The 18965-nt window shown below is 49.3% G+C and carries 23 protein-coding genes and 1 other RNA gene; 17 read left to right on the forward strand and 7 right to left on the reverse strand.

The window, feature by feature from the left end; translation table 11 throughout:
- The first annotated feature begins 4 nt into the window (after positions 1–4).
- Genes mlaC through murA form a run of 4 tightly spaced genes read left to right on the forward strand, consistent with a single transcriptional unit; the run spans position 5 to position 2505 of the window.
- The gene (gene mlaC, locus GCE9029_RS18960; protein WP_062665969.1) at positions 5–652 is read left to right on the forward strand and encodes a phospholipid-binding protein MlaC; all 648 of its coding nucleotides are present in this window, start codon (positions 5–7) and stop codon (positions 650–652) included.
- Complete coding sequence (locus GCE9029_RS18965) at positions 649–972, forward strand: STAS domain-containing protein (protein WP_062665970.1); 324 nt, start codon at positions 649–651, stop codon at positions 970–972. The genes mlaC and GCE9029_RS18965 overlap by 4 nt, the downstream gene beginning before the upstream one ends.
- A gap of 2 nt (positions 973–974) precedes the next feature.
- Positions 975–1232, forward strand: coding sequence for a BolA family iron metabolism protein IbaG (gene ibaG / locus GCE9029_RS18970; protein WP_002537320.1), 258 nt, complete (start codon positions 975–977; stop codon positions 1230–1232).
- A gap of 16 nt (positions 1233–1248) precedes the next feature.
- Positions 1249–2505 carry a UDP-N-acetylglucosamine 1-carboxyvinyltransferase gene (gene murA / locus GCE9029_RS18975; protein ID WP_062665972.1) on the forward strand — a complete coding sequence of 419 codons (1257 nt, stop codon included), beginning with the start codon at positions 1249–1251 and terminating at the stop codon, positions 2503–2505.
- 79 nt (positions 2506–2584) lie between these two features.
- On the opposite strand, the gene degS is transcribed toward murA, so the two are convergent.
- The 3 genes from degS to zapG all read right to left on the reverse strand — a co-directional run bounded on the left by degS (position 2585) and on the right by zapG (position 5658).
- Entirely contained in the window at positions 2585–3649 is a 1065-nt protein-coding gene (gene degS / locus GCE9029_RS18980; protein ID WP_062665974.1) for an outer membrane-stress sensor serine endopeptidase DegS, read from the reverse strand.
- A 140-nt stretch (positions 3650–3789) separates the two neighbouring features.
- Positions 3790–5157, reverse strand: coding sequence for a Do family serine endopeptidase (locus tag GCE9029_RS18985; protein ID WP_062665975.1), 1368 nt, complete (start codon positions 5155–5157; stop codon positions 3790–3792).
- Positions 5158–5244: 87 nt separating this feature from the next.
- Positions 5245–5658 carry a Z-ring associated protein ZapG gene (gene zapG, locus GCE9029_RS18990; RefSeq protein ID WP_062665977.1) on the reverse strand — a complete coding sequence of 138 codons (414 nt, stop codon included), beginning with the start codon at positions 5656–5658 and terminating at the stop codon, positions 5245–5247.
- A gap of 181 nt (positions 5659–5839) precedes the next feature.
- Here zapG and zapE point away from each other — a divergent pair, with 181 nt between their 5' ends.
- From zapE to sspB, 8 genes are all read left to right on the forward strand, one after another.
- Positions 5840–6943, forward strand: coding sequence for a cell division protein ZapE (zapE, locus tag GCE9029_RS18995; RefSeq protein ID WP_062665979.1), 1104 nt, complete (start codon positions 5840–5842; stop codon positions 6941–6943).
- A gap of 233 nt (positions 6944–7176) precedes the next feature.
- A complete protein-coding gene (gene rplM / locus GCE9029_RS19000; RefSeq protein ID WP_002537332.1) occupies positions 7177–7605 on the forward strand; it encodes a 50S ribosomal protein L13 in 429 nt (142 codons plus the stop codon).
- A 12-nt stretch (positions 7606–7617) separates the two neighbouring features.
- Positions 7618–8007 (forward strand): 30S ribosomal protein S9, encoded by a 390-nt coding sequence (gene rpsI / locus GCE9029_RS19005; RefSeq protein ID WP_002537334.1) that lies wholly within the window; start codon positions 7618–7620, stop codon positions 8005–8007.
- 392 nt (positions 8008–8399) lie between these two features.
- Complete coding sequence (gene petA / locus GCE9029_RS19010; RefSeq protein WP_062665981.1) at positions 8400–8990, forward strand: ubiquinol-cytochrome c reductase iron-sulfur subunit; 591 nt, start codon at positions 8400–8402, stop codon at positions 8988–8990.
- Positions 8990–10255 carry a cytochrome b gene (locus GCE9029_RS19015; protein WP_062665984.1) on the forward strand — a complete coding sequence of 422 codons (1266 nt, stop codon included), beginning with the start codon at positions 8990–8992 and terminating at the stop codon, positions 10253–10255. The genes petA and GCE9029_RS19015 overlap by 1 nt, the downstream gene beginning before the upstream one ends.
- Positions 10252–10989, forward strand: a complete 738-nt coding sequence (locus GCE9029_RS19020) for a cytochrome c1 (protein ID WP_062665986.1) — start codon at positions 10252–10254, stop codon at positions 10987–10989. The genes GCE9029_RS19015 and GCE9029_RS19020 overlap by 4 nt, the downstream gene beginning before the upstream one ends.
- Positions 10990–11075: 86 nt before the next feature.
- Positions 11076–11711: a stringent starvation protein SspA gene (gene sspA, locus GCE9029_RS19025; RefSeq protein ID WP_062665988.1), complete on the forward strand. Its 636-nt coding sequence runs from the start codon at positions 11076–11078 to the stop codon at positions 11709–11711.
- On the forward strand, positions 11711–12193 hold the full coding sequence (sspB, locus tag GCE9029_RS19030; protein WP_062665990.1) for a ClpXP protease specificity-enhancing factor: 483 nt from the start codon (positions 11711–11713) through the stop codon (positions 12191–12193). Before sspA ends, sspB begins: the two co-directional genes overlap by 1 nt.
- A 41-nt stretch (positions 12194–12234) precedes the next feature.
- Here sspB and GCE9029_RS19035 read toward each other — a convergent pair whose 3' ends face one another.
- From GCE9029_RS19035 to GCE9029_RS19050, 4 genes are read right to left on the reverse strand one after another with little or no spacing between them, the layout of a single operon-like run.
- Positions 12235–12783: a BON domain-containing protein gene (locus tag GCE9029_RS19035; RefSeq protein ID WP_062665992.1), complete on the reverse strand. Its 549-nt coding sequence runs from the start codon at positions 12781–12783 to the stop codon at positions 12235–12237.
- Positions 12784–12785: 2 nt separating this feature from the next.
- Positions 12786–13376, reverse strand: a complete 591-nt coding sequence (locus tag GCE9029_RS19040; RefSeq protein ID WP_002537348.1) for a phosphoheptose isomerase — start codon at positions 13374–13376, stop codon at positions 12786–12788.
- A gap of 3 nt (positions 13377–13379) precedes the next feature.
- Positions 13380–13748: a YraN family protein gene (locus tag GCE9029_RS19045; protein ID WP_062665994.1), complete on the reverse strand. Its 369-nt coding sequence runs from the start codon at positions 13746–13748 to the stop codon at positions 13380–13382.
- Complete coding sequence (locus GCE9029_RS19050) at positions 13732–15579, reverse strand: penicillin-binding protein activator (protein WP_062665997.1); 1848 nt, start codon at positions 15577–15579, stop codon at positions 13732–13734. Before GCE9029_RS19050 ends, GCE9029_RS19045 begins: the two co-directional genes overlap by 17 nt.
- Before the next feature lie 55 nt (positions 15580–15634).
- On the opposite strand from GCE9029_RS19050, the gene rsmI reads away from it, so the two are divergent.
- From rsmI to ftsL, 5 genes are all read left to right on the forward strand, one after another.
- Positions 15635–16495 (forward strand): 16S rRNA (cytidine(1402)-2'-O)-methyltransferase, encoded by an 861-nt coding sequence (rsmI, locus tag GCE9029_RS19055; protein WP_062665999.1) that lies wholly within the window; start codon positions 15635–15637, stop codon positions 16493–16495.
- Between the two features lie 55 nt (positions 16496–16550).
- Positions 16551–16930, forward strand: an RNA gene (gene rnpB / locus GCE9029_RS19060) — RNase P RNA component class A.
- Positions 16931–17225: 295 nt separating this feature from the next.
- On the forward strand, positions 17226–17684 hold the full coding sequence (gene mraZ, locus GCE9029_RS19065; protein ID WP_002537357.1) for a division/cell wall cluster transcriptional repressor MraZ: 459 nt from the start codon (positions 17226–17228) through the stop codon (positions 17682–17684).
- Positions 17685–17696: 12 nt separating this feature from the next.
- Positions 17697–18650 carry a 16S rRNA (cytosine(1402)-N(4))-methyltransferase RsmH gene (gene rsmH / locus GCE9029_RS19070; RefSeq protein ID WP_062666001.1) on the forward strand — a complete coding sequence of 318 codons (954 nt, stop codon included), beginning with the start codon at positions 17697–17699 and terminating at the stop codon, positions 18648–18650.
- A complete protein-coding gene (gene ftsL / locus GCE9029_RS19075) occupies positions 18650–18964 on the forward strand; it encodes a cell division protein FtsL (protein WP_002537361.1) in 315 nt (104 codons plus the stop codon). The genes rsmH and ftsL overlap by 1 nt, the downstream gene beginning before the upstream one ends.
- Position 18965: the final 1 nt, after the last annotated feature.

The following is an 18965-nucleotide window of genomic DNA, read 5'->3' on the forward strand; positions in this document are numbered from 1 at the left end:
AGTAATGAAAAAGTGGTTTGTTACTCTATTTGCTGCGCTGACAGTGGCATTCTCATCAATTTCTTTTGCGGCAGAGATTGACGCGAAAGACCCATACTTTTTGATTAATGGCGTAGCTGAAAATGCATTTAGCCGCTTGAAGGCTGATAAAGATCAGTACATTCAAAACCCAGAGCTTTTGCGCGTTGTCGTTAAAGAAGAATTGATGCCCTACATCAATGTCCGCTACGCGGCGATGAAAGTCCTCGGTCCTCAGGCACGCAAAGCCAGCAAAGAAGAGCGTGACTTGTTCACCGAAGCGTTTTACGACTACCTGGTTGCTTCCTACGCCCAAATCCTGACCCAATATACGGATCAGGAAATCAACGTGGAACCGGCAAAGAAAATTGATGCCAAACGTAAGGTGGTGTCTGTTCGCGTTGATATTTTGGATAGAGCGCGACCGCCAATTCGTCTGGATTTCGCTTTGCGTAAAAACCGCAAAACGGAAGAATGGCAGGGCTTTGATGTACAGGTTGAAGGTGTAAGTATGCTGGACACCAAAACCAGTGAATGGAGTGCAGAACTTCGTCGTAATGGTATCGAAGACGTTGCCAAGCAGTTGATTGAACGCTCGAAAGCGCCAATCACCCGCGATGAGGCAGCGTCGTGAGTGAAGCATTATCACTTCAGCGACTCACAAATGGTCATTACTGCTTGTCAGGAGAGCTTGATCGTGACACAGTTCCAGCATTTTGGAGCCGCCGCGCCAATTGGCTACCGTCAGACAAGCAGGTTGTAGTCGACCTGTCTTCGTTAAAGCGTGTCGATTCGGCGGGTATGGCAATGTTGCTCCACTTGCAGCAAGAGCTCAATGACAGACAACAAACTCTGATGTTGAGCAACACTCCTTCGCAGCTTAGCGTCTTGCTGCAGCTGAGCAACGTGGAAAGTCTTTTTACTGATGAAAGTGCATCGGTTGACGGGGAATAGTTGTGGAACCTACTGAAATCAAAGCCATTCTAGAGCAAGCTCTGACGCTGGAAGAAATTCATGTTAAAGGTGACGGCAGTCACTTCGAAGTGATAGCAGTTGGCGACATGTTCGATGGCATGTCACGCGTGAAGAAACAGCAGACTATCTATGGCCCACTGATGGAACACATCAGAACTAATGCAATCCATGCTCTTAGCATCAAAGCGCTGACTCCGACTGAGTGGGCGCGCGACAAAAAACTGATGCAACCGCTATAAGTTCACGAGGAACAGCATGCAAAAATTCCGTGTCCACGGTGGTGGCCCACTGCGTGGTGAAGTCACAATTTCCGGTGCCAAGAATGCGGCACTGCCTATTTTGTTTGCCGCGCTACTGGCTGAAGAGCCTGTAGAAGTCGCGAACGTTCCTAAACTGCGTGATATTGATACCACCATGGAGTTGTTATCACGTCTGGGCGCCAAAGTAACCCGCAATGGTTCTGTTCATGTTGATGCCAGTGAGATCAACGAATTCTGCGCGCCTTACGATTTAGTCAAAACCATGCGCGCGTCGATTTGGGCGCTTGGACCGTTAGTGGCGCGTTTTGGTAAAGGCGAGGTATCACTACCTGGTGGGTGTGCTATCGGCGCACGTCCAGTTGACCTGCACATTCATGGTCTGGAGCAGCTTGGTGCCACTATTACTTTAGACGAAGGCTATGTGAAAGCCCATGTTGATGGCCGCCTTAAAGGCGCACATATCGTCATGGACAAAGTGAGTGTGGGTGCAACGGTGACCATTATGTCTGCGGCGACGCTGGCAGAAGGCACCACAGTGATTGAAAATGCAGCGCGTGAACCTGAGATTGTGGACTGCGCGAAATTCCTGAACATGTTGGGTGCGAAAATCACTGGCGCGGGCACTGATGCCATCACGATTGAAGGTGTTGAGCGTTTGGGCGGTGGCTATCACGAAGTGGTGGCGGACCGTATTGAAACTGGCACCTTCTTGGTCGGTGCGGCGGTATCTGGCGGCAAAGTGATGTGCTACAACACTTCGCCAAAACTGATGGAAGCGGTACTGGCTAAACTGGAAGAAGCGGGCGCGCTGGTGGAAAGTGGTGAAGACTGGATTTCGCTGGACATGACGGATCGCGAGCTCAAGGCTGTGAACATTCGCACTGCTCCACACCCAGGTTTTCCAACTGACATGCAAGCCCAATTCACGCTACTTAACCTAATGGCGAAAGGCACAGGTATCATCACAGAAACGATTTTTGAAAACCGTTTCATGCATGTGCCTGAACTTCAACGCATGGGTGCTCATGCCGAAATCGAAGGTAACACGGTTGTCTGTGGTGATTGTGATGGCCTGAGTGGTGCGCAGGTGATGGCGACTGACCTTCGTGCATCAGCCAGCCTTGTCATTGCTGGTGCTATTGCGAAAGGCGAAACCATCGTTGACCGCATTTATCATATTGATCGCGGTTACGAGCATATCGAAGATAAGCTTAAAAAGCTGGGTGTTAGCATTGAGCGTTTCAGTGACTAATCGCTGATCTGACAGAATAAAAAAGGCCGCTTTTAGAAGTGGCCTTTTTTGTGTCTGTAGAATTGTTGAGTAACAACGCTTACTGAAGTTTTTCTTCGCCAATCGTTACGATGACATCAATAGGCTGACCGCCGCGTATCACTTTGAACGGTACTTTAGTGCCTGGGCGGGTATCAGCAACGATATCCAGAGCGTTGCGGAAGCTGCTTATTGGCTTGTCATTAATGGCAATGATGAGGTCATTGACCTGCAAACCCGATGTTGCAGCAGGGCCACTCGGCTCCATGCTGGCAATTAGCACACCACGTAACTGTTCCGCATCAAGAAGCCTTGCCATTACAGGGTTGACCTCACGTCCTTCCACGCCAATGTAGCCACGAATAACGCGCCCATCTGCGATCAGCTTCTGCATGACTCGCAAAGTGAGGGAGTAGGGGATCGCGAAAGAAATACCGTAGGTGTCTACATCAGTGGCTTGTTGGAATGACGCAGTATTGATACCTACCAGCTCACCACGGCTGTTGACAAGTGCACCGCCTGAGTTGCCTTTGTTGATTGCAGCATCGGTTTGCAAAAAATCTTGCTGGCGGTTGAAGCTCATCCCCGGACGGCCAGTCGCGGAAATAATACCAAAGGTGGTGGTTTGGCCAAGGTTGTAGGGGTTACCAATGGCAAGCACCACATCACCGACATTGGGTTCATAGCTGTCGTTGAAAGGAATGACTGGCAGGTTTTCCAGCTCAATTTTCAGCACGGCTAGATCAGTTCGCTGATCTTTACCTACCAGTTGCGCAGTACTGATACGTCCATCTTGCAATGCAACAATGATTTGGTCTGCGCGTGCGACGACATGGTAGTTGGTGACGATGTAGCCTTTGTCGCTCATGATTACGCCAGAGCCAAGCCCTTCAGCGTTGAGCTGTAAGCGGTTCTCTGCACTGTAGCGGCGGGTGTAGATGTTTACAACGGCAGGTGAAGCTCGTCGTACTGCATAATTATAGGAAATGAGGCTGTTATTGGTTTCAAAAGTGGCGAGGGTAGCTTCGGGCAAAAGCTGGGCATTTCGCAATGAGGGAATAGCAATAAGCAGCACTGCAGCGACCAAGACGCCATAAACCACAGAACGTGCTAAAAAAGCCAGCATGCCATTCCCCATAAAACCGTTAAATACGAAGCAATGAGAATACCATTGAATCCCTGATATGAGTAGTTGGTGAAGGTGAATAAAGAAGAGCCTGACACTGTCAGGCTCCTGATTTGAAACACTTTGCGTAAAGCGTTGAGTTAGCGGATCACTAGGTACATGGTGGAATCTCCGCGCAGGATATTCAGAGCTAATACCGATGGTTTGCTTTCTAGTTGTTTGCGCAGGTCACCAAGGTTTTTAACTTTGTTGCGGTTCAAGCCAACAATCACATCGTCTTGCTTCAAACCATAACGTGCGGCGATGGAGTCTTTTTCGACACTTGAAACACGGACACCTGACACTTTGCCTTCTTTATAATTTTCCAGCTCTGCGCCTTTTAGTGCTTCATGTAGCGTCTCTGCATTGGCCTTGGCAAGGCTAGCTTCCTTAAGCTTGGCGGTAACGGTCTTTTCTTTGCCGTCGCGAATGATGCCAAGTTTTACTTCTTTACCTGCCCCTAGCGTGGCAATTTTCGCGCGAAGTTCGCCAAAGCTGCGAATTTCCTTGCCGTTTACAGAAACGATAATGTCACCGGCTTCAATACCCGCGTTTTCAGCTGCAGAGTCAGGTACTATCTGACTGACAAAGGCACCATGGTTAGTTTCATAACCAAACGCTTCCGCGAGTTCTGATGTTAGCTCGCCACCTTGAACTCCTAACACCCCTCGCTTCACTTCACCAAACTCCAGGATTTGGTCGACGAGGTTTTTCGCCATGTTCACGGGAATCGCAAAGCCAATGCCGACATTACCGCCGTTTGGCCCCAAGATAGCGGTGTTGATACCAACCAATTCACCGTTTAAGTTCACCAGCGCACCGCCAGAGTTACCGCTGTTAATGGCTGCATCGGTTTGAATGAAGTTTTCAAAGTTCTCCACATTCAGGCCGCTTCGACCCAGCGCTGAAATGATGCCTGAAGTGACGGTTTGGCCTAGGCCAAATGGGTTACCAATGGCAATGGCAAAGTCGCCAACGCGCAGAGCATCAGAGTCAGCAAGCTTGATTTCGGTAAGATCTTCCGACTCCTCCAGCTTCAGTAGGGCGACGTCAGACATACCATCGCTGCCAATAAGCTCTGCGTCGTATTCACGACCATCGTGTAGCTGCACACGGATTTTGTTTGCACCATCAATGACGTGATGGTTAGTGATCACATACCCTTTGTCTGCGTCAATAATGACGCCTGACCCCAGACCTCTAAATGGACGTTCTCTAACTTGTTCAGATGGAAAATCCGGGCCGAAGAAGAAACGGAAAGACTCAGGAATGCGTTGTTTTGATGTGTGACTGCCTTCCACAGCAATGCTGACAACTGCCGGGCTGACGGCTTCCAGCATGGGTGCAAGGCTTGGTAGGCTCTCACCAGCAACCGCAGCGGGTAGTGCTGCAGTTGTCGGCAAGGCTGTCATGGTTGTACTAACGGCGAGTGCAATCGCACTCAAAGTAAGCAAAGACTTCTTTTTCATAAACACACTCCCCTCTATAGGTACGTTTTAAGAGTGGGGGTGGGTCAAAAAAGTTCAATGCCCTATAACGTGATATTTGTGATCGAGTTAACTCGCTTTGCTGGTTTCTTTCTGATCTTTTAGTAAGCCTGATGCACCATCAGAGTAATCACGTGGTGGTTCCTGCGAAGGAGCTGGTTCCTCGGTCACTTCAGAAAGTTTGCTGATGCGTTTAGCGAATGGATTGTCTTGCTCTGGCAGGTTCGGCATTAGCTCTGCTGAAGTATTCGCCATGTGTTGATAGAGCTTGCTGTAATCACGAGAAATATTATCGAGCAACTCTGCACTCTGAGCGAAGTGGTCGACTAACTCCTGACGGTACTGTTCAAGCTCGTAGCGCGACTTCTCAAGCTCTTTTTTCAAATCTTTCTGTTGCGAGTTATCACGCATTGTCAAACGGGCAATAATGAAGCCAATGACAATACCGATGACCACAAATACTAACGTGTTGATCCAAGCCATAAGTGCTCCTTAACTTATATCTAACGGTTTGGATGAATTGCAGTTTTTACCATTGAGACGGCAAAGAAAAAGTAAACTGCAATGCCCCTAATGCATTATCTTCACTATACATGGCAAGCCAGACGCATGGTACTATTGATTTTGAGAACGCCACGGGTGCAAGTGAGAGCTAGGTTCAAGGATGACACCACTAGAGCAATACCATAACGACTTACAAAGACCGGACTTTTTTGAAGATGCTTCCCAGCGCAATGCGGTAGAGAAACTTGAAGATCTTTATCACCGTTTGGTGGTGAGGGCGAATGCGCCAGTTGAGAAGCCGGGTTTTCTAGAGTCCCTCTTTAATAAAAAAACGTCCGTCAAAGCGCCGGAAAAAGGTCTCTACTTTTGGGGCGGCGTCGGCCGCGGAAAAACCTATCTTGTTGATACCTTCTTCGAAAGCCTGCCGTTTGATAAGAAACTGCGGATGCATTTTCACCGCTTTATGCACCGCGTTCATCATGAGCTGCAGCTTCTCGATGGCGAACAAGATCCTTTGCAAAAAATCGCTGATAAGCTCGCCGGTGAAGCCCATATTCTTTGCTTTGATGAGTTTTTCGTTTCTGATATTACGGATGCGATGATTTTAGGCACGCTAATGGAAGCTCTTTTCGAGCGTGGTATCTGTCTGGTTGCGACTTCTAACATTGTTCCGGATGAACTGTACCGAAATGGCTTGCAACGTGCTCGGTTCCTCCCTGCCATTGCTTTGATTAATCAGCACTGTGAGGTCGTCAATGTGGATGCAGGAACGGACTACCGTCTTCGTACCCTGGAACAAGCAGAGATCTTTCATTTTCCTTTAGATGAAGCTGCAGGTGAGAACTTAAAAGAATATTTCTATAAACTCGCCACTGAGCCTTGTCATGAATCACTGGAAATAGAAATTAACAACCGAAAGCTTATTGCGGAACGGGAAGCAGAGGGCGTGGTTCATTTTGAATTTGCCACGTTATGCGACAGCCCACGTAGCCAATCGGACTATATCGAGATAGCGCGTCTCTATCACACGGTTTTACTGGCAAACGTACCGCAAATGGGGCTCTCGAAGGATGATGCTGCGCGTCGATTTATCGCGATGGTCGATGAATTCTACGAAAGACACGTGAAACTTATCATTTCGGCTGAAGTTGCCTTGAATTCACTGTACACAGACGGGCGCTTGTCATTCGAATTCAAACGCTGCATTTCGCGTTTGAAGGAGATGCAAAGCCATGATTACTTGGCTTTGGAGCATCTTCCATAACCAGCCTTGCGGTAATGACAGTATTGATAAAAATCTAATGGAGAAAAAGTCGGGACTTTTTTTGAAAAAAAGGTGATTTTTTCTCCACCCTTCCTTATAATCCTGCGACCCACCGTTACTGTTGAAAGGCTTCGGCCGAGGGAACCACCACTCGAAGGGGTGCTGAATGGGCTCTTAACAGTGGGAGCGAGAGCTCCTTAAGTGAAATCTAAATTTATCGGGTAATTATTAGCATGAAAACATTCGTTGCTAAACCAGAAACTGTAAAACGCGACTGGTACATTGTAGACGCAGAAGGTAAAACTCTGGGTCGTATCGCAACTGAAATCGCATCTCGTCTGCGTGGTAAGCACAAGCCGGAGTACACTCCGCACGTTGACACTGGTGACTACATCGTAGTTATCAACGCGGAAAAAGTTAAAGTAACTGGCGCGAAAACTACTGACAAGATGTACTACCACCACTCTGGTTTCATGGGTGGCATCAAGTCAATCAGCTTCGACAAACTGATCGCTAAGAAACCAGAAATGGTTATCGAGCTTGCTGTTAAAGGTATGCTACCACGCGGTCCTCTAGGTCGTGCAATGTACCGTAAACTGAAAGTTTACGCGGGCGCTGAGCACAAGCACGCGGCACAACAACCGCAAGTACTGGACATCTAAGGGGACTTCAAAATGGCAGAACAATACTACGGCACAGGTCGTCGCAAAAGCTCCGCAGCTCGTGTATTCATCAAGCCGGGCAGCGGCAACATCGTAATCAACAAGCGTTCTCTGGAAACCTATTTCGGTCGTCCAACCGCTCGCATGGTTGTTATGCAACCTCTTGAGCTGGTAGAAATGACTGAGAAACTTGACCTGTACATCACCGTTGCTGGTGGTGGTATCTCTGGTCAAGCAGGTGCAATCCGCCACGGTATCACCCGTGCGCTGATGGAATACGATGAGACTCTGCGTCCTGCACTGCGCGCAGCTGGCTTCGTTACTCGTGACGCACGTCGCGTTGAACGTAAGAAAGTTGGTCTGCGTAAAGCACGTCGTCGTCCACAATTCTCTAAGCGTTAATTCGCTTCCGGATTATCCGGGAATTCTGGTCCAAAAAGCCTGGCTTATGCCGGGCTTTTTATTATCTTCATTCAGGCATTTACCCCTCCCGTCAACGCGTGAACTGTGCGCTTGTCCCCAATTTCCTTATTTTGATATTTCCGTAAATTTTTTCTTTTTTGGCAGTTAGTTAAAAAAACGGTGTATACCTCACATTTGTTACAAAAAGGTAGCTTTATCTTGTCAAAAAGTGGGGTTTTCCTTATCATTTAGGCGACGTATTAATAGGTTTTTGTTGGACAAACCACCCGTTTCTACGCAATAAAAATACTTAATTTGAGTTAGCCGTACGCTCCAGGGACGCATAAGGAAAGTTATAAGAATCCATGCGGGAGCACATGGGAGAATGTTGGATGAGCAATGCGCCAGTGAATTCCGGCCGACGTCGTTTCCTGACTCTATCAACCGCAGTGGTTGGTGGTGTGGGTGCAGCTGCAGTCGCTGTACCTTTCATCAAGTCTTGGAATCCAAGCGCCAAAGCGAAAGCTGCCGGTGCCCCGGTCGAAGTCGATGTGAGTAAGATTGAAGAAGGTCAGCTTGTTAGGGCGATTTGGCAGGGTAAACCCGTGTGGATCGTGCGCCGTAGTAAGCAGACGTTAGAAAAATTAGACCAGATTGGGGACAAATTACGTGATCCCGAATCCCTTGAACCACAACAGCCTGAATACATCGTTAATACGTACCGTTCTGTTAAACCAGAAATCTTCGTCGCTGTAGGCCTGTGTACACACCTTGGCTGTTCACCAACTTACCTGCCAGATAGCTTTGGCGAGCAGGTAGAAGGTGTATCTTCCGGTTTCTTCTGTCCTTGTCATGGTTCCAAGTTTGACATGGCTGGCCGTGTATTTAAAAGCGTACCAGCGCCACTTAATCTGGTTGTCCCACCTTACACGTACCTTAACGATAACCGTATTTTGGTTGGCGCAGATGAGGGGACAGCGTAATGGAAAACTTGCTTAACTGGTTTGAGAAACGTCTTCCAGCGGTGAATGCTTATAAAAAGCATTTATCCGAATACCCAATGCCGAAAAACTTTAACTTCTGGTACTTGTTTGGCTCACTGGCCATGCTGGTACTGGTAAACCAGCTATTAACCGGCATTTGGCTAACGATGAGCTACAACCCTTCTGCAGAAGGGGCTTTTGCGTCAATTGAATATATTATGCGAGACGTGGAATACGGATGGCTGTTGCGCTACATGCACTCCACCGGTGCCTCTGCGTTTTTCGTGGTCGTTTACCTACACATGTTTCGTGGTCTGATTTATGGTTCGTACCAGAAACCACGCGAGCTACTGTGGATCTTCGGTATGTTGATCTTCCTTGCACTGATGGCGGAAGCTTTCATGGGCTACCTGCTGCCATGGGGGCAGATGTCTTACTGGGGTGCACAGGTAATCATTTCCTTATTTGGTGCTATTCCGGTTATCGGTGACGACCTGACATTGTGGATTCGTGGTGACTATGTTCTGTCTGGTGCAACACTGAACCGCTTCTTTGCACTCCATGTTGTAGCGCTACCCATCGTGATTCTGTTGCTGGTTGTACTGCACATCTTGGCACTTCATGAAGTGGGCTCAAACAACCCGGATGGTATCGAAACCAAGCTGCCTAAAGGCACTAAAGGCGAAGGTTACGAAACTCAGTTCCCATTCCACGAGTACTACACCAAGAAGTACGACATCATCGACTCTGTGCCTTTCCACCCATACGGTACAGTGAAGGATCTGATTGGTGTGGGTCTGTTCGGTATTCTGTTTGCTTACGTTATCTTCTTCAATCCAGAGATGGGCGGCTACTTCCTTGAGCCACCTAACTTTGAAGCAGCTAACCCGCTGAAGACACCTGAGCACATTGCGCCAGTGTGGTACTTCACCCCGTTCTACGCCATCCTACGTGCAGTTCCTGACAAATTGATGGGCGTTGTGCTGATGGGCCTCTCCATTGCTGTTCTGTTCCTGCTGCCATGGCTGGACCGCTGTAAAGTACGTTCATACCGTTACCGCAGCAAAATCCATCTGGCAAACATTGCGCAATTTACTGTTTCGTTCATTGCGCTGGGTATTCTGGGTGCGCTGCCAGCAACCCCAACTTATACCTTGATGGCACAGATCTTTAGCTTTGGTTACTTCATGTTCTTTGTTGCGCTGTTCTTCTACAGCAAAAACGAAGCAACGAAACCATTACCGGAGAGGGTGAACTACAAATGAAGAAGTGGATTGTAATGCTGTTTGCTCTGCTGCCTTCTCTGGCGATGGCAGCAGGTCCAAGTATTCCTTTGGACGCAGCAAACAACGATTTGTCAGACAAAGCATCACTGCAAAATGGTGCGAAGCTGTTCATGAACTACTGTTTTGGCTGTCACGCCACTCAGTACCAACGCTATGAGCGTATTGCAGAAGATCTGGATATCCCGAAAGAGCTGATGCTGGAAAACTTGGTTTTTGACAGTAACGCGAAAATCGGTGATCTGGTGACCAATGCGATGACTGCAGAAGATGGTGCGACCTTCTTTGGTGGCCCAGCTCCAGACTTAACGTTGGTTGCACGTGTTCGTGGTACAGATTGGATCTATACCTACCTGCGTTCTTTCTACCAGGATGATTCCCGTCCATTTGGTGTGAACAACTCTGTGTTCCCAAGCGTGGGTATGCCTCACGTACTGGAAGAGCTTCAAGGCACACCTGTTAAACAGTACAAAACGGTACTGGTTGACGGTGAACAGGTTCAGGAGTTCATCGGTATCGAATCATTGGGTAACGGTGAGTTGAGCCCTGAAGAGTACGATGATGCGGTTCGCGATTTGGTGAACTTCCTTGAGTACTCAGGTGAGCCTAACAAGCTTGAGCGTCAGCAAATGGGTTACTGGGTGATTGGCTTTATGGTCATTTTCCTCATCCTTGCCATTCTGCTCAAGAAAGAGTATTGGCGTGACGTTCACTGATCGGTTAATCTAGTGAGTTGCTGATCCACAATGGGAGCAGGTGCTCCCATTGTTTTTTCTATAGATGAAACATTCTGGAGGGGTTAATGGCTGTTGCTGCCAATAAACGCTCGGTGATGACGTTGTATTCAGACGCATCAGACATGTATAGCCATCAGGTTCGCATCGTTCTGGCAGAGAAAGGTGTGACATACGAGATTGAGCTTGTTGATCCAACTAACCTGCCAGAGGATTTACTCGATCTGAATCCGTATAACTCGGTACCGACTCTGGTTGACCGTGAATTGGCGTTGTATAACGCGAATATCATCATGGAATACCTGGATGAGCGTTTCCCGCATCCACCGCTGATGCCGGTTTATCCGGTTGCGCGTGGTAACAGCCGTTTGATGATGTACCGTATCGAACGTAACTGGTACACACTGGCTGAGAAAATTGAAAAAGGCAATGCAGAAGAAGCTGATAAAGCGCGCCGTCAACTGCGTGAAGAGCTATTGGCTCTTGCTCCTGTGTTTGCTGAGTATCCGTTCTTCATGAGCGAAGAGTTTAGCTTGGTTGACTGCTACCTAGCTCCGCTACTGTGGCGCCTGCCGGTTATGGGGATCGAACTGAGCGGTCCTGGCGCTAAAGAAGTGAAAACTTACATGGCGCGCGTATTTGAACGTGACTCTTTCCTGGCTTCTCTGACCGAAGCTGAGCGTGAGATGCGTCTGGCGCAATAATGAGCGACATCAATCTCAAGCCTCGACGCCCGTATCTGTTACGGGCGTTTTACGACTGGTTACTCGACAACGATCTGACGCCACACTTGGTTGTGGATGCGACCATGCCCTACGTGAACGTGCCTTTTGAGTACGTGCAGGATGGACAGATCGTATTGAACATTGCACCACGTGCGGTGGGCAATCTTGAATTGGGGAATGACGAAGTCAGTTTCAATGCACGATTCGGTGGCCGGCCTATGCTGGTGACTGTGCCTATGTATGCTGTGATGGCTATTTATGCACGTGAAAATGGTGCTGGCACCATGTTCGATCCAGAGCCAGCATTCGATGAAGAGCTGGAGCGCATTGAATCTGAACCGGAACTCAATGCTGTCGAGGAAGTAACGGAAGACGAAGAAAATGTTTTGGAGACTGAGGAGCCAACTTCAGAACCAGAACAGAAGCCGAAAGGTCGTCCGACACTCACCGTCGTCAAATAAAAAAAGCAGCCCAGGCTGCTTTTTTCATTTCTGAATCTGACTTACTCGCTATTTGCGCTTGGCTCATAGTATTGAAAGCCTTTGATGACTTGCTTAACACCACTTAGGTTACGGGCAATTTCAGTGGCTTCATTCGCTTGCTCTCGGGTGACATAACCAAGCAAGAATACTTCGCCGTCCTCTGTGATCACTTTGATATTCACGTTGCGGAGCTTCTTGCTACCGATAAGAGCGGATTTTACCTTGGTGGTGATCCAGGTGTCTTTAGACACATCTCCCACAGACAAAGGCGCCTTGATGCGTATTTGGTCATAGACGGTCTCTACGCCTTCCAGTTCCCGGACTTTAGCAAGGATGCCGTTTTTAAGCGCTTCGGTTTTCGCCTGACCAATTAATAGCAGCTTACCATCATAGGAAACGGCATTAACACGGGTGTCGCCTTTGAAAGGCGCCTTGTTAACGATCCCGGCGACTTCCATTCCCAATTGTGTATCCTGCCACTCCGTTTTCGCGGTACGGGTATCCTGCTCGTAAATCGCTGAACAGGCACTCAACCCCAATACTGCTGCAAGTAAAAGCGCCTTCTTCATGTTTATTCTCCGTGTGTTGGAAACAGGTACTGGTCAATAAGATCGCAGAGGGTATGCAAAGTGATCAAATGAACTTCCTGAACGCGCGAAGTGCGTTGTGAAGGAATACGGATTTCCACATCCTGTTCACCCAAAAGTCCCGCCATTTCGCCACCATCTTTGCCAGTAAGCGCTACGATGGTCATGTCGCGTGTTACGGCTGCTTCCATCGCCTTGATGATGTCTTTGCTGTTGCCACTGGTAGACAGCGCCAATAGTACGTCCCCGCCTTGCCCGAAAGCACGGACCTGCTTGGAGAATACTTCATCGTGGTGGTAATCGTTCGCGACCGCTGTCAGCGTGACGGTATCCGCTGTCAACGCCAATGCAGGCAGGCTAGGGCGTTCAGTTTCGAAGCGGTTGAGTAGACAGGAAGCAAAATGCTGGGCATTCGCTGCGGAGCCACCATTACCACAACACAGGATTTTGTTGCCGTTAAGCAGACACTGCACCATCACCATTGCGGCTTTGGAAATCTGCTCTGGCAATGCCTCTGCCGCGGCGATTTGTGTCTGGATACTTTCGGTGAAACTCTCTTTGATGCTATCTAGCATTGATTACCCTTCAAATACGATATTTTTCATCCAGTTTACCGAGTTTACGTCGCCTTCAAAAGTCACGGCATCAAATCTAAACTCGGTATGTGTCGCGGACAGGCCATTTTTCGCCAGCCACAAATAGGCTGCTTTGAGCATGCGCTGTTGTTTTCGTGGAGAAATACTGGCTGCGGCGCCACCATAAGTGGTTTGGTTGCGGTATTTGACCTCAACGAAAACGAGGCAGCTTTGCTCCCGCATGATGAGGTCCAATTCGCCGCCCTTGAAGCGGGCATTTTTTTCGACGGTCTTAAGGCCCTGCCGCTCGAGAAAGCGGCAGGCTTGTGTTTCATAGTGGTCGCCGGTTTGCTTTTTACTTAACCGAAACAATCCCCTGATCCCCAAACATCGCCCAGGAAACGCTACGGTTGACGGTACAGTAATCGCCAAGTGACAACTCGCCGGACAGTCCTTCGAAACGGTATTCTGGCAATGCCTGCATTTGAGGAAGTGCTTCAATCAACGCATAAGCGTCCATTCCCAGTGCATAAAGGCGAGTCATGCCATTATCCAGCCCCGGCCAGAGTTGGTTGAAGCGCGCAGCGGTGGGATTGTTAGGCTCAACAAGAAGGGGCACGTCACTGAATTCGATACCGTGAAGTTCACCAATTTCGCCAACGCCGTTCACTCGGTTGTTAGAGCGTGAGCTTGCGTAAAGTTTCGGCGGTTGAACGTCCGGGTTGATGGCGACTTCAATGAACGGTTTAAGCAGCGTGAGTTCGCCTGCATTGGCGACAAGGTAGACGGCATCCACATCACGGCGGCTGCGCTGCTCTGATTCCATCTCCAATCCCAGAAGCTGCTGCATCTGTTGAATACGTCCTTGGCTCTCGGTCAAACCAAATACGCGTTGGACGGTCTTCTGCATGGCTGTGCGGTTTTTGAAAAACTCAATTTCCGCGGGCTCGCCGGTTTGCTCTTCCCACTGTTTAGAGAAGGCTTCACTAACGCGTCGACCAAAGCCATTGTCCGGGGCAATCACCAATGGGTATTGGTGCTTGTTCTGTTCAATATGTAATGCCGCTTGCTCGGCTTCTTGCTCTGGGGAGAGTGTGAAGAAGCAGGTGTTTGCTGCGCCATCTTCCTCTTTAGGGATATTCAGAGCAAGCGTAGGAATCGCGTTCTGGCTCACTGTCAGAAACTCTTCCACTTTGTCTTTGCGAAGAGGGCCGATAGCAAACTGAATGCCATCAGTACGCATTTGATTCACGATGTCAGTCGTTGAAAGCGCATTGGTATCGTAGAACATCACTGAAGGCGCAGTGTTCCCAGAATCATCATCTAACAGGGCCTGAACTAGGCCATTGCGAATGGCTTCACCCTGTGCCGCGAACTTGTCGCTCAGAGGCAGCATCACACCGATGCGGTCAGGGCGAAGGATCTCCATCGACTGAAGCGCAGTAAGATCGTTTGGCAAGTAGCGGTTGGCCGGGTGCGATGGATTGGCAGCGAGCCATTGGTTCAGCGCTTCTTGTTGTTGCGCAGGACGACCTGAGTAACGGCGCAGTAGGTTCACCAGCTCGACCCAGCCATTTAGAACAGGGTTGGTTGTTGCAGACAGAGAGTTAAGCTCAGACGGCGGCATTTTTACCAGCAGTGTCCAAACGTTTTCCCAGTTTTGCTGCTTATCGTAATTGTCCGTAATGTAAGGTGAGCCTTCAGCGTAAGACAATACAGCACCTGGCAAATTCCCCAGCGCTTCGTAAAGCTCACCTTTCAATTGGTAATAGCGCTGGTATTGAATAGCTGGAATACCCCAAGATGGCTGGAAGTTCAGGTTATCAACAGCGGTCTGCAGATCGCCTTTTTGCTGAGATAACAAGGCACGGTTCAGTTGCCATTCGGAAAGTTGCAGTGGGGTCAGTGGTAGTTTTGCTAAACGACTGACTAAAACGTCTGCTTGTGCGTACTGTTTTTCAGCAATCAGTGCTTTTAACGCCAACAGATACCAGTCAGCTTTTGCTTCTCCGGTTTCGGTTTCGGTTTCTGCTTTCAGCAAATAGAAAGTCGATGACTCCAGCGCTGGCGCCGTGATGTCATATTGCGGTCCTTGCTCAACAGGTGGTGTGGTGGTACACGCCGAAAGCACCAACGCCAGCGCGATTGGTGGAAGAACTCGTGATACACTTTTGCACTTATGGGTTATTTTACGCATGAACATCTTCTGTCCGTAACTTGTTGCCCTCTATATTAATCGCCGAAGGGTTGTGAAACAAATGACTGATGAAACTTCAACCATGGTTGACGTCTCAACTTTATATATCGTGCCGACACCGATCGGAAACCTGGGAGATATCACCCAGCGTGCTTTGGAGATTTTGCAGCAGGTCGACATCATCGCTGCCGAGGATACCCGCCACACTGGTAAACTACTGTCCCATTTTGGAATCACCACCCGAACTTTCGCGCTGCATGACCATAATGAACAACAGAAAGCAGATTTTCTGATTGAAAAATTAGTCAGTGGGCAAAACATCGCGCTGGTGTCTGATGCGGGCACGCCGTTGATATCCGATCCAGGTTACCATTTGGTGACCCGTTGTCGTCAGGCGGGTGTCAAAGTTGTTCCTTTGCCGGGGCCTTGTGCAGTTATCACCGCGTTGAGTGCGTCTGGTTTACCTTCTGATCGCTTCAGCTTCGAAGGCTTCCTGCCCCCGAAAAGTAAAGGGCGCCGAGATAAGTTTTTTGATATTGCAGAAGATCCACGAACTCTGATTTTTTACGAATCACCACACCGTATTCTCGATACGCTCGATGACATGCTGGTGGTATTGGGCGCGGAACGTCAGGTAGTGTTGGCACGGGAGCTGACCAAAACCTATGAAACTATTCATGGCGCGCCGCTGGGCGAGTTGATTGAATGGCTGAATGAAGACAGCAACCGTATCCGTGGTGAAATGGTGCTTTTGATTGCGGGTCACCGTGCAGAGAAAGAGGATTTGCCATTAGAGGCAACCAAAGCGGTTACCTTGCTGGCGAAGGAGTTGCCATTGAAGAAGGCGGCTGCGATTGCAGCTGAGCTATATAATGTGAAAAAAAATGCCCTCTATAAGTGGGGTTTAGAAAATCTCGAGTAAGAAGTCCGGTGTTTTCACTGGATCCATGGCGGTGAACTCTATATAATCCGCCGCCTGAGTTGGCCGGGTAGCCGCTGCTTCGTTGATGTCCTTTGGGAGACTGGCGAGGGGGAGGAAAGTCCGGGCTCCACAGGGCAGGGTGCCAGGTAACGCCTGGGGGGCGCAAGCCTACGACCAGTGCAACAGAGAGCAAACCGCCGATGGCTCTTCGGAGATCAGGTAAGGGTGAAAGGGTGCGGTAAGAGCGCACCGCGCGACTGGCAACAGTTCGTGGCACGGTAAACTCCACCCGGAGCAAGACCAAATAGGTCCCCTTTGGCGCGGCCCGCGTTGGGGACGGGTAGGTTGCTGGAGCCTGTGAGCGATTGCAGGCCTAGACGAATGGCTACCACCGTTTTTACGGTACAGAACCCGGCTTATAGGCCGACTCACTAAATTAAATGGGCGAGTTTATCAATAAACTTGCCCCAGAGAAGGCGAGCATTAGCTCGCCTTCTTTTGTTTTGGCTTCATTAAAAGTTAGCGTCTGCAAGGGCGGAATGCCGTGCGGTTAAAAAATGCATGGCTTAGCAAGGTGTTCAAGCTGTTGAAATAGAATGCGCTTCGCGATTACGTGATCTTTGTCGCGCTCGATGCTTGCTTGACTTTCTTTTTGCCTGATACTTACACTTCCTAGTGGGAAAATGTGGAATAAAGTGGGTTATTCTGGTGAAAAAGGGTAGTCAGTGACATGTTGAGGGGCGTCAGCGCCATATCGCCCGACGCGAAAGGTCGCGTCGCATTGCCAAAGCGTTATCGGGAAGAACTCGATGCGTTGTGCGATGGCGTGTTTGTCTGCACCATTGATCATCAGTTACCATGCCTGCTGCTTTATCCCTTGCCTGAATGGGAGCGCATCGAAGCCAAGCTATCCCGCTTATCCAGCCTCAATCCAGCCGAGCGTCGTTTACAGCGATTGCTGCTTGGTCATGCGTTTGAGTGTGAGATGGACGGACAGGGGCGAATTCTGATTGCACCAACACTGCGCGATTACGCCGGTTTGAATGGTAAAGCCATGCTGGTGGGACAGCTCAACAAGTTTGAGATTTGGAACAGTGATAAGTGGCAGCAACAGATCGACCAGGATATTCAACATCAAGCCGAATCAGCGGAAGCGCTGAGCGACAGGCTCAGTAACTTATCGCTTTAGGTAATCAAGATTATGTCAGAGCAGTTTTCACACATTTCCGTCCTCCTCCACGAATCCATCGAAGGTCTCGCACTCAAACCTGACGGCATTTATGTCGATGGTACGTTTGGCCGTGGTGGACATACCCGAGAAATTTTGCGTCGTCTGGGTGAAGGTGGTCAGCTTTATAGTATTGACCGCGATCCGCAGGCGATTGAAGAAGCAGGCACGATTGATGACCCTCGCTTCAACATTATTCATGGCCCATTTTCCGGCATCCAACAATACATTGAAGAACGCGGTCTGAGTGGCAAGATTGACGGCGTATTGCTGGACCTTGGGGTGTCTTCACCGCAATTAGATGATCCAGAACGTGGCTTTAGCTTTATGCGCGATGGTCCTTTGGACATGCGCATGGATCCGACTTCAGGTATTCCAGCTTCTCAATGGCTTGCCGAAGCGGACGCAGACGACATTGCCTGGGTGTTGAAAGAGTTTGGCGAAGAGCGATTTGCCAAGCGTATCGCTCGTGCCATTGTTGCCCACCGAGAAGATGAAACCAAAGAGCCGTTGACCAGAACTTTGCAGCTGGCCAACTTGATTGCTGCGGTATCACCTTCCCGTGATCGTAAAAAGCACCCGGCGACCCGCTGTTTTCAGGCGATTCGCATCTACATCAACAGTGAGTTGGAAGAGATTGAAACGGCGATGCAAGGTGCGCTTGAAGTGTTGGCGCCGGGGGGGCGACTTTCCATCATCAGCTTCCACTCATTGGAAGACCGTTTGGTGAAACGCTTTATGCGCAAGCAGAGCAAAGGGCCGGATGTACCGCATGGCGTGCCACTGACCGAAGATCAAATCCGTGCACTGGGTCAGGCAAAGATGAAGCTGGTGGGCAAAGCATTGAAACCGTCTGACGTGGAAGTCTCAGACAACACTCGCTCCCGAAGCTCGGTGCTGCGTGTGGCAGAAAAATTGGGTGACTGATGTCGGCAGAAAATCCAGGACTGACAAGGCAAATTCTGCAGGACCTGACCAGTATTGGTCGGGTTCCTATGGTGCTTTTGGTTCTGGTACTGCTTTCTGCATTGGGCGTGGTTTACATCACCCAGCAAACGCGTGCTGCGATAGCCCATCATGACCAACTTTTGATGGAGCGCGAGCAACTGGAAGTCGAATGGCGTAACCAGTTGCTTGAGGAACATGCGTTATCAGAACACAGCCGTGTCGAAGCCATGGCACGGCAGGATCAGGACATGATCCGTCCAGACAGTCGACGTGAAGTCATAGTGAGTCAATAGC

This window comes from Grimontia celer (genome assembly GCF_900055185.1).
Classification (GTDB): domain Bacteria; phylum Pseudomonadota; class Gammaproteobacteria; order Enterobacterales; family Vibrionaceae; genus Enterovibrio; species Enterovibrio celer.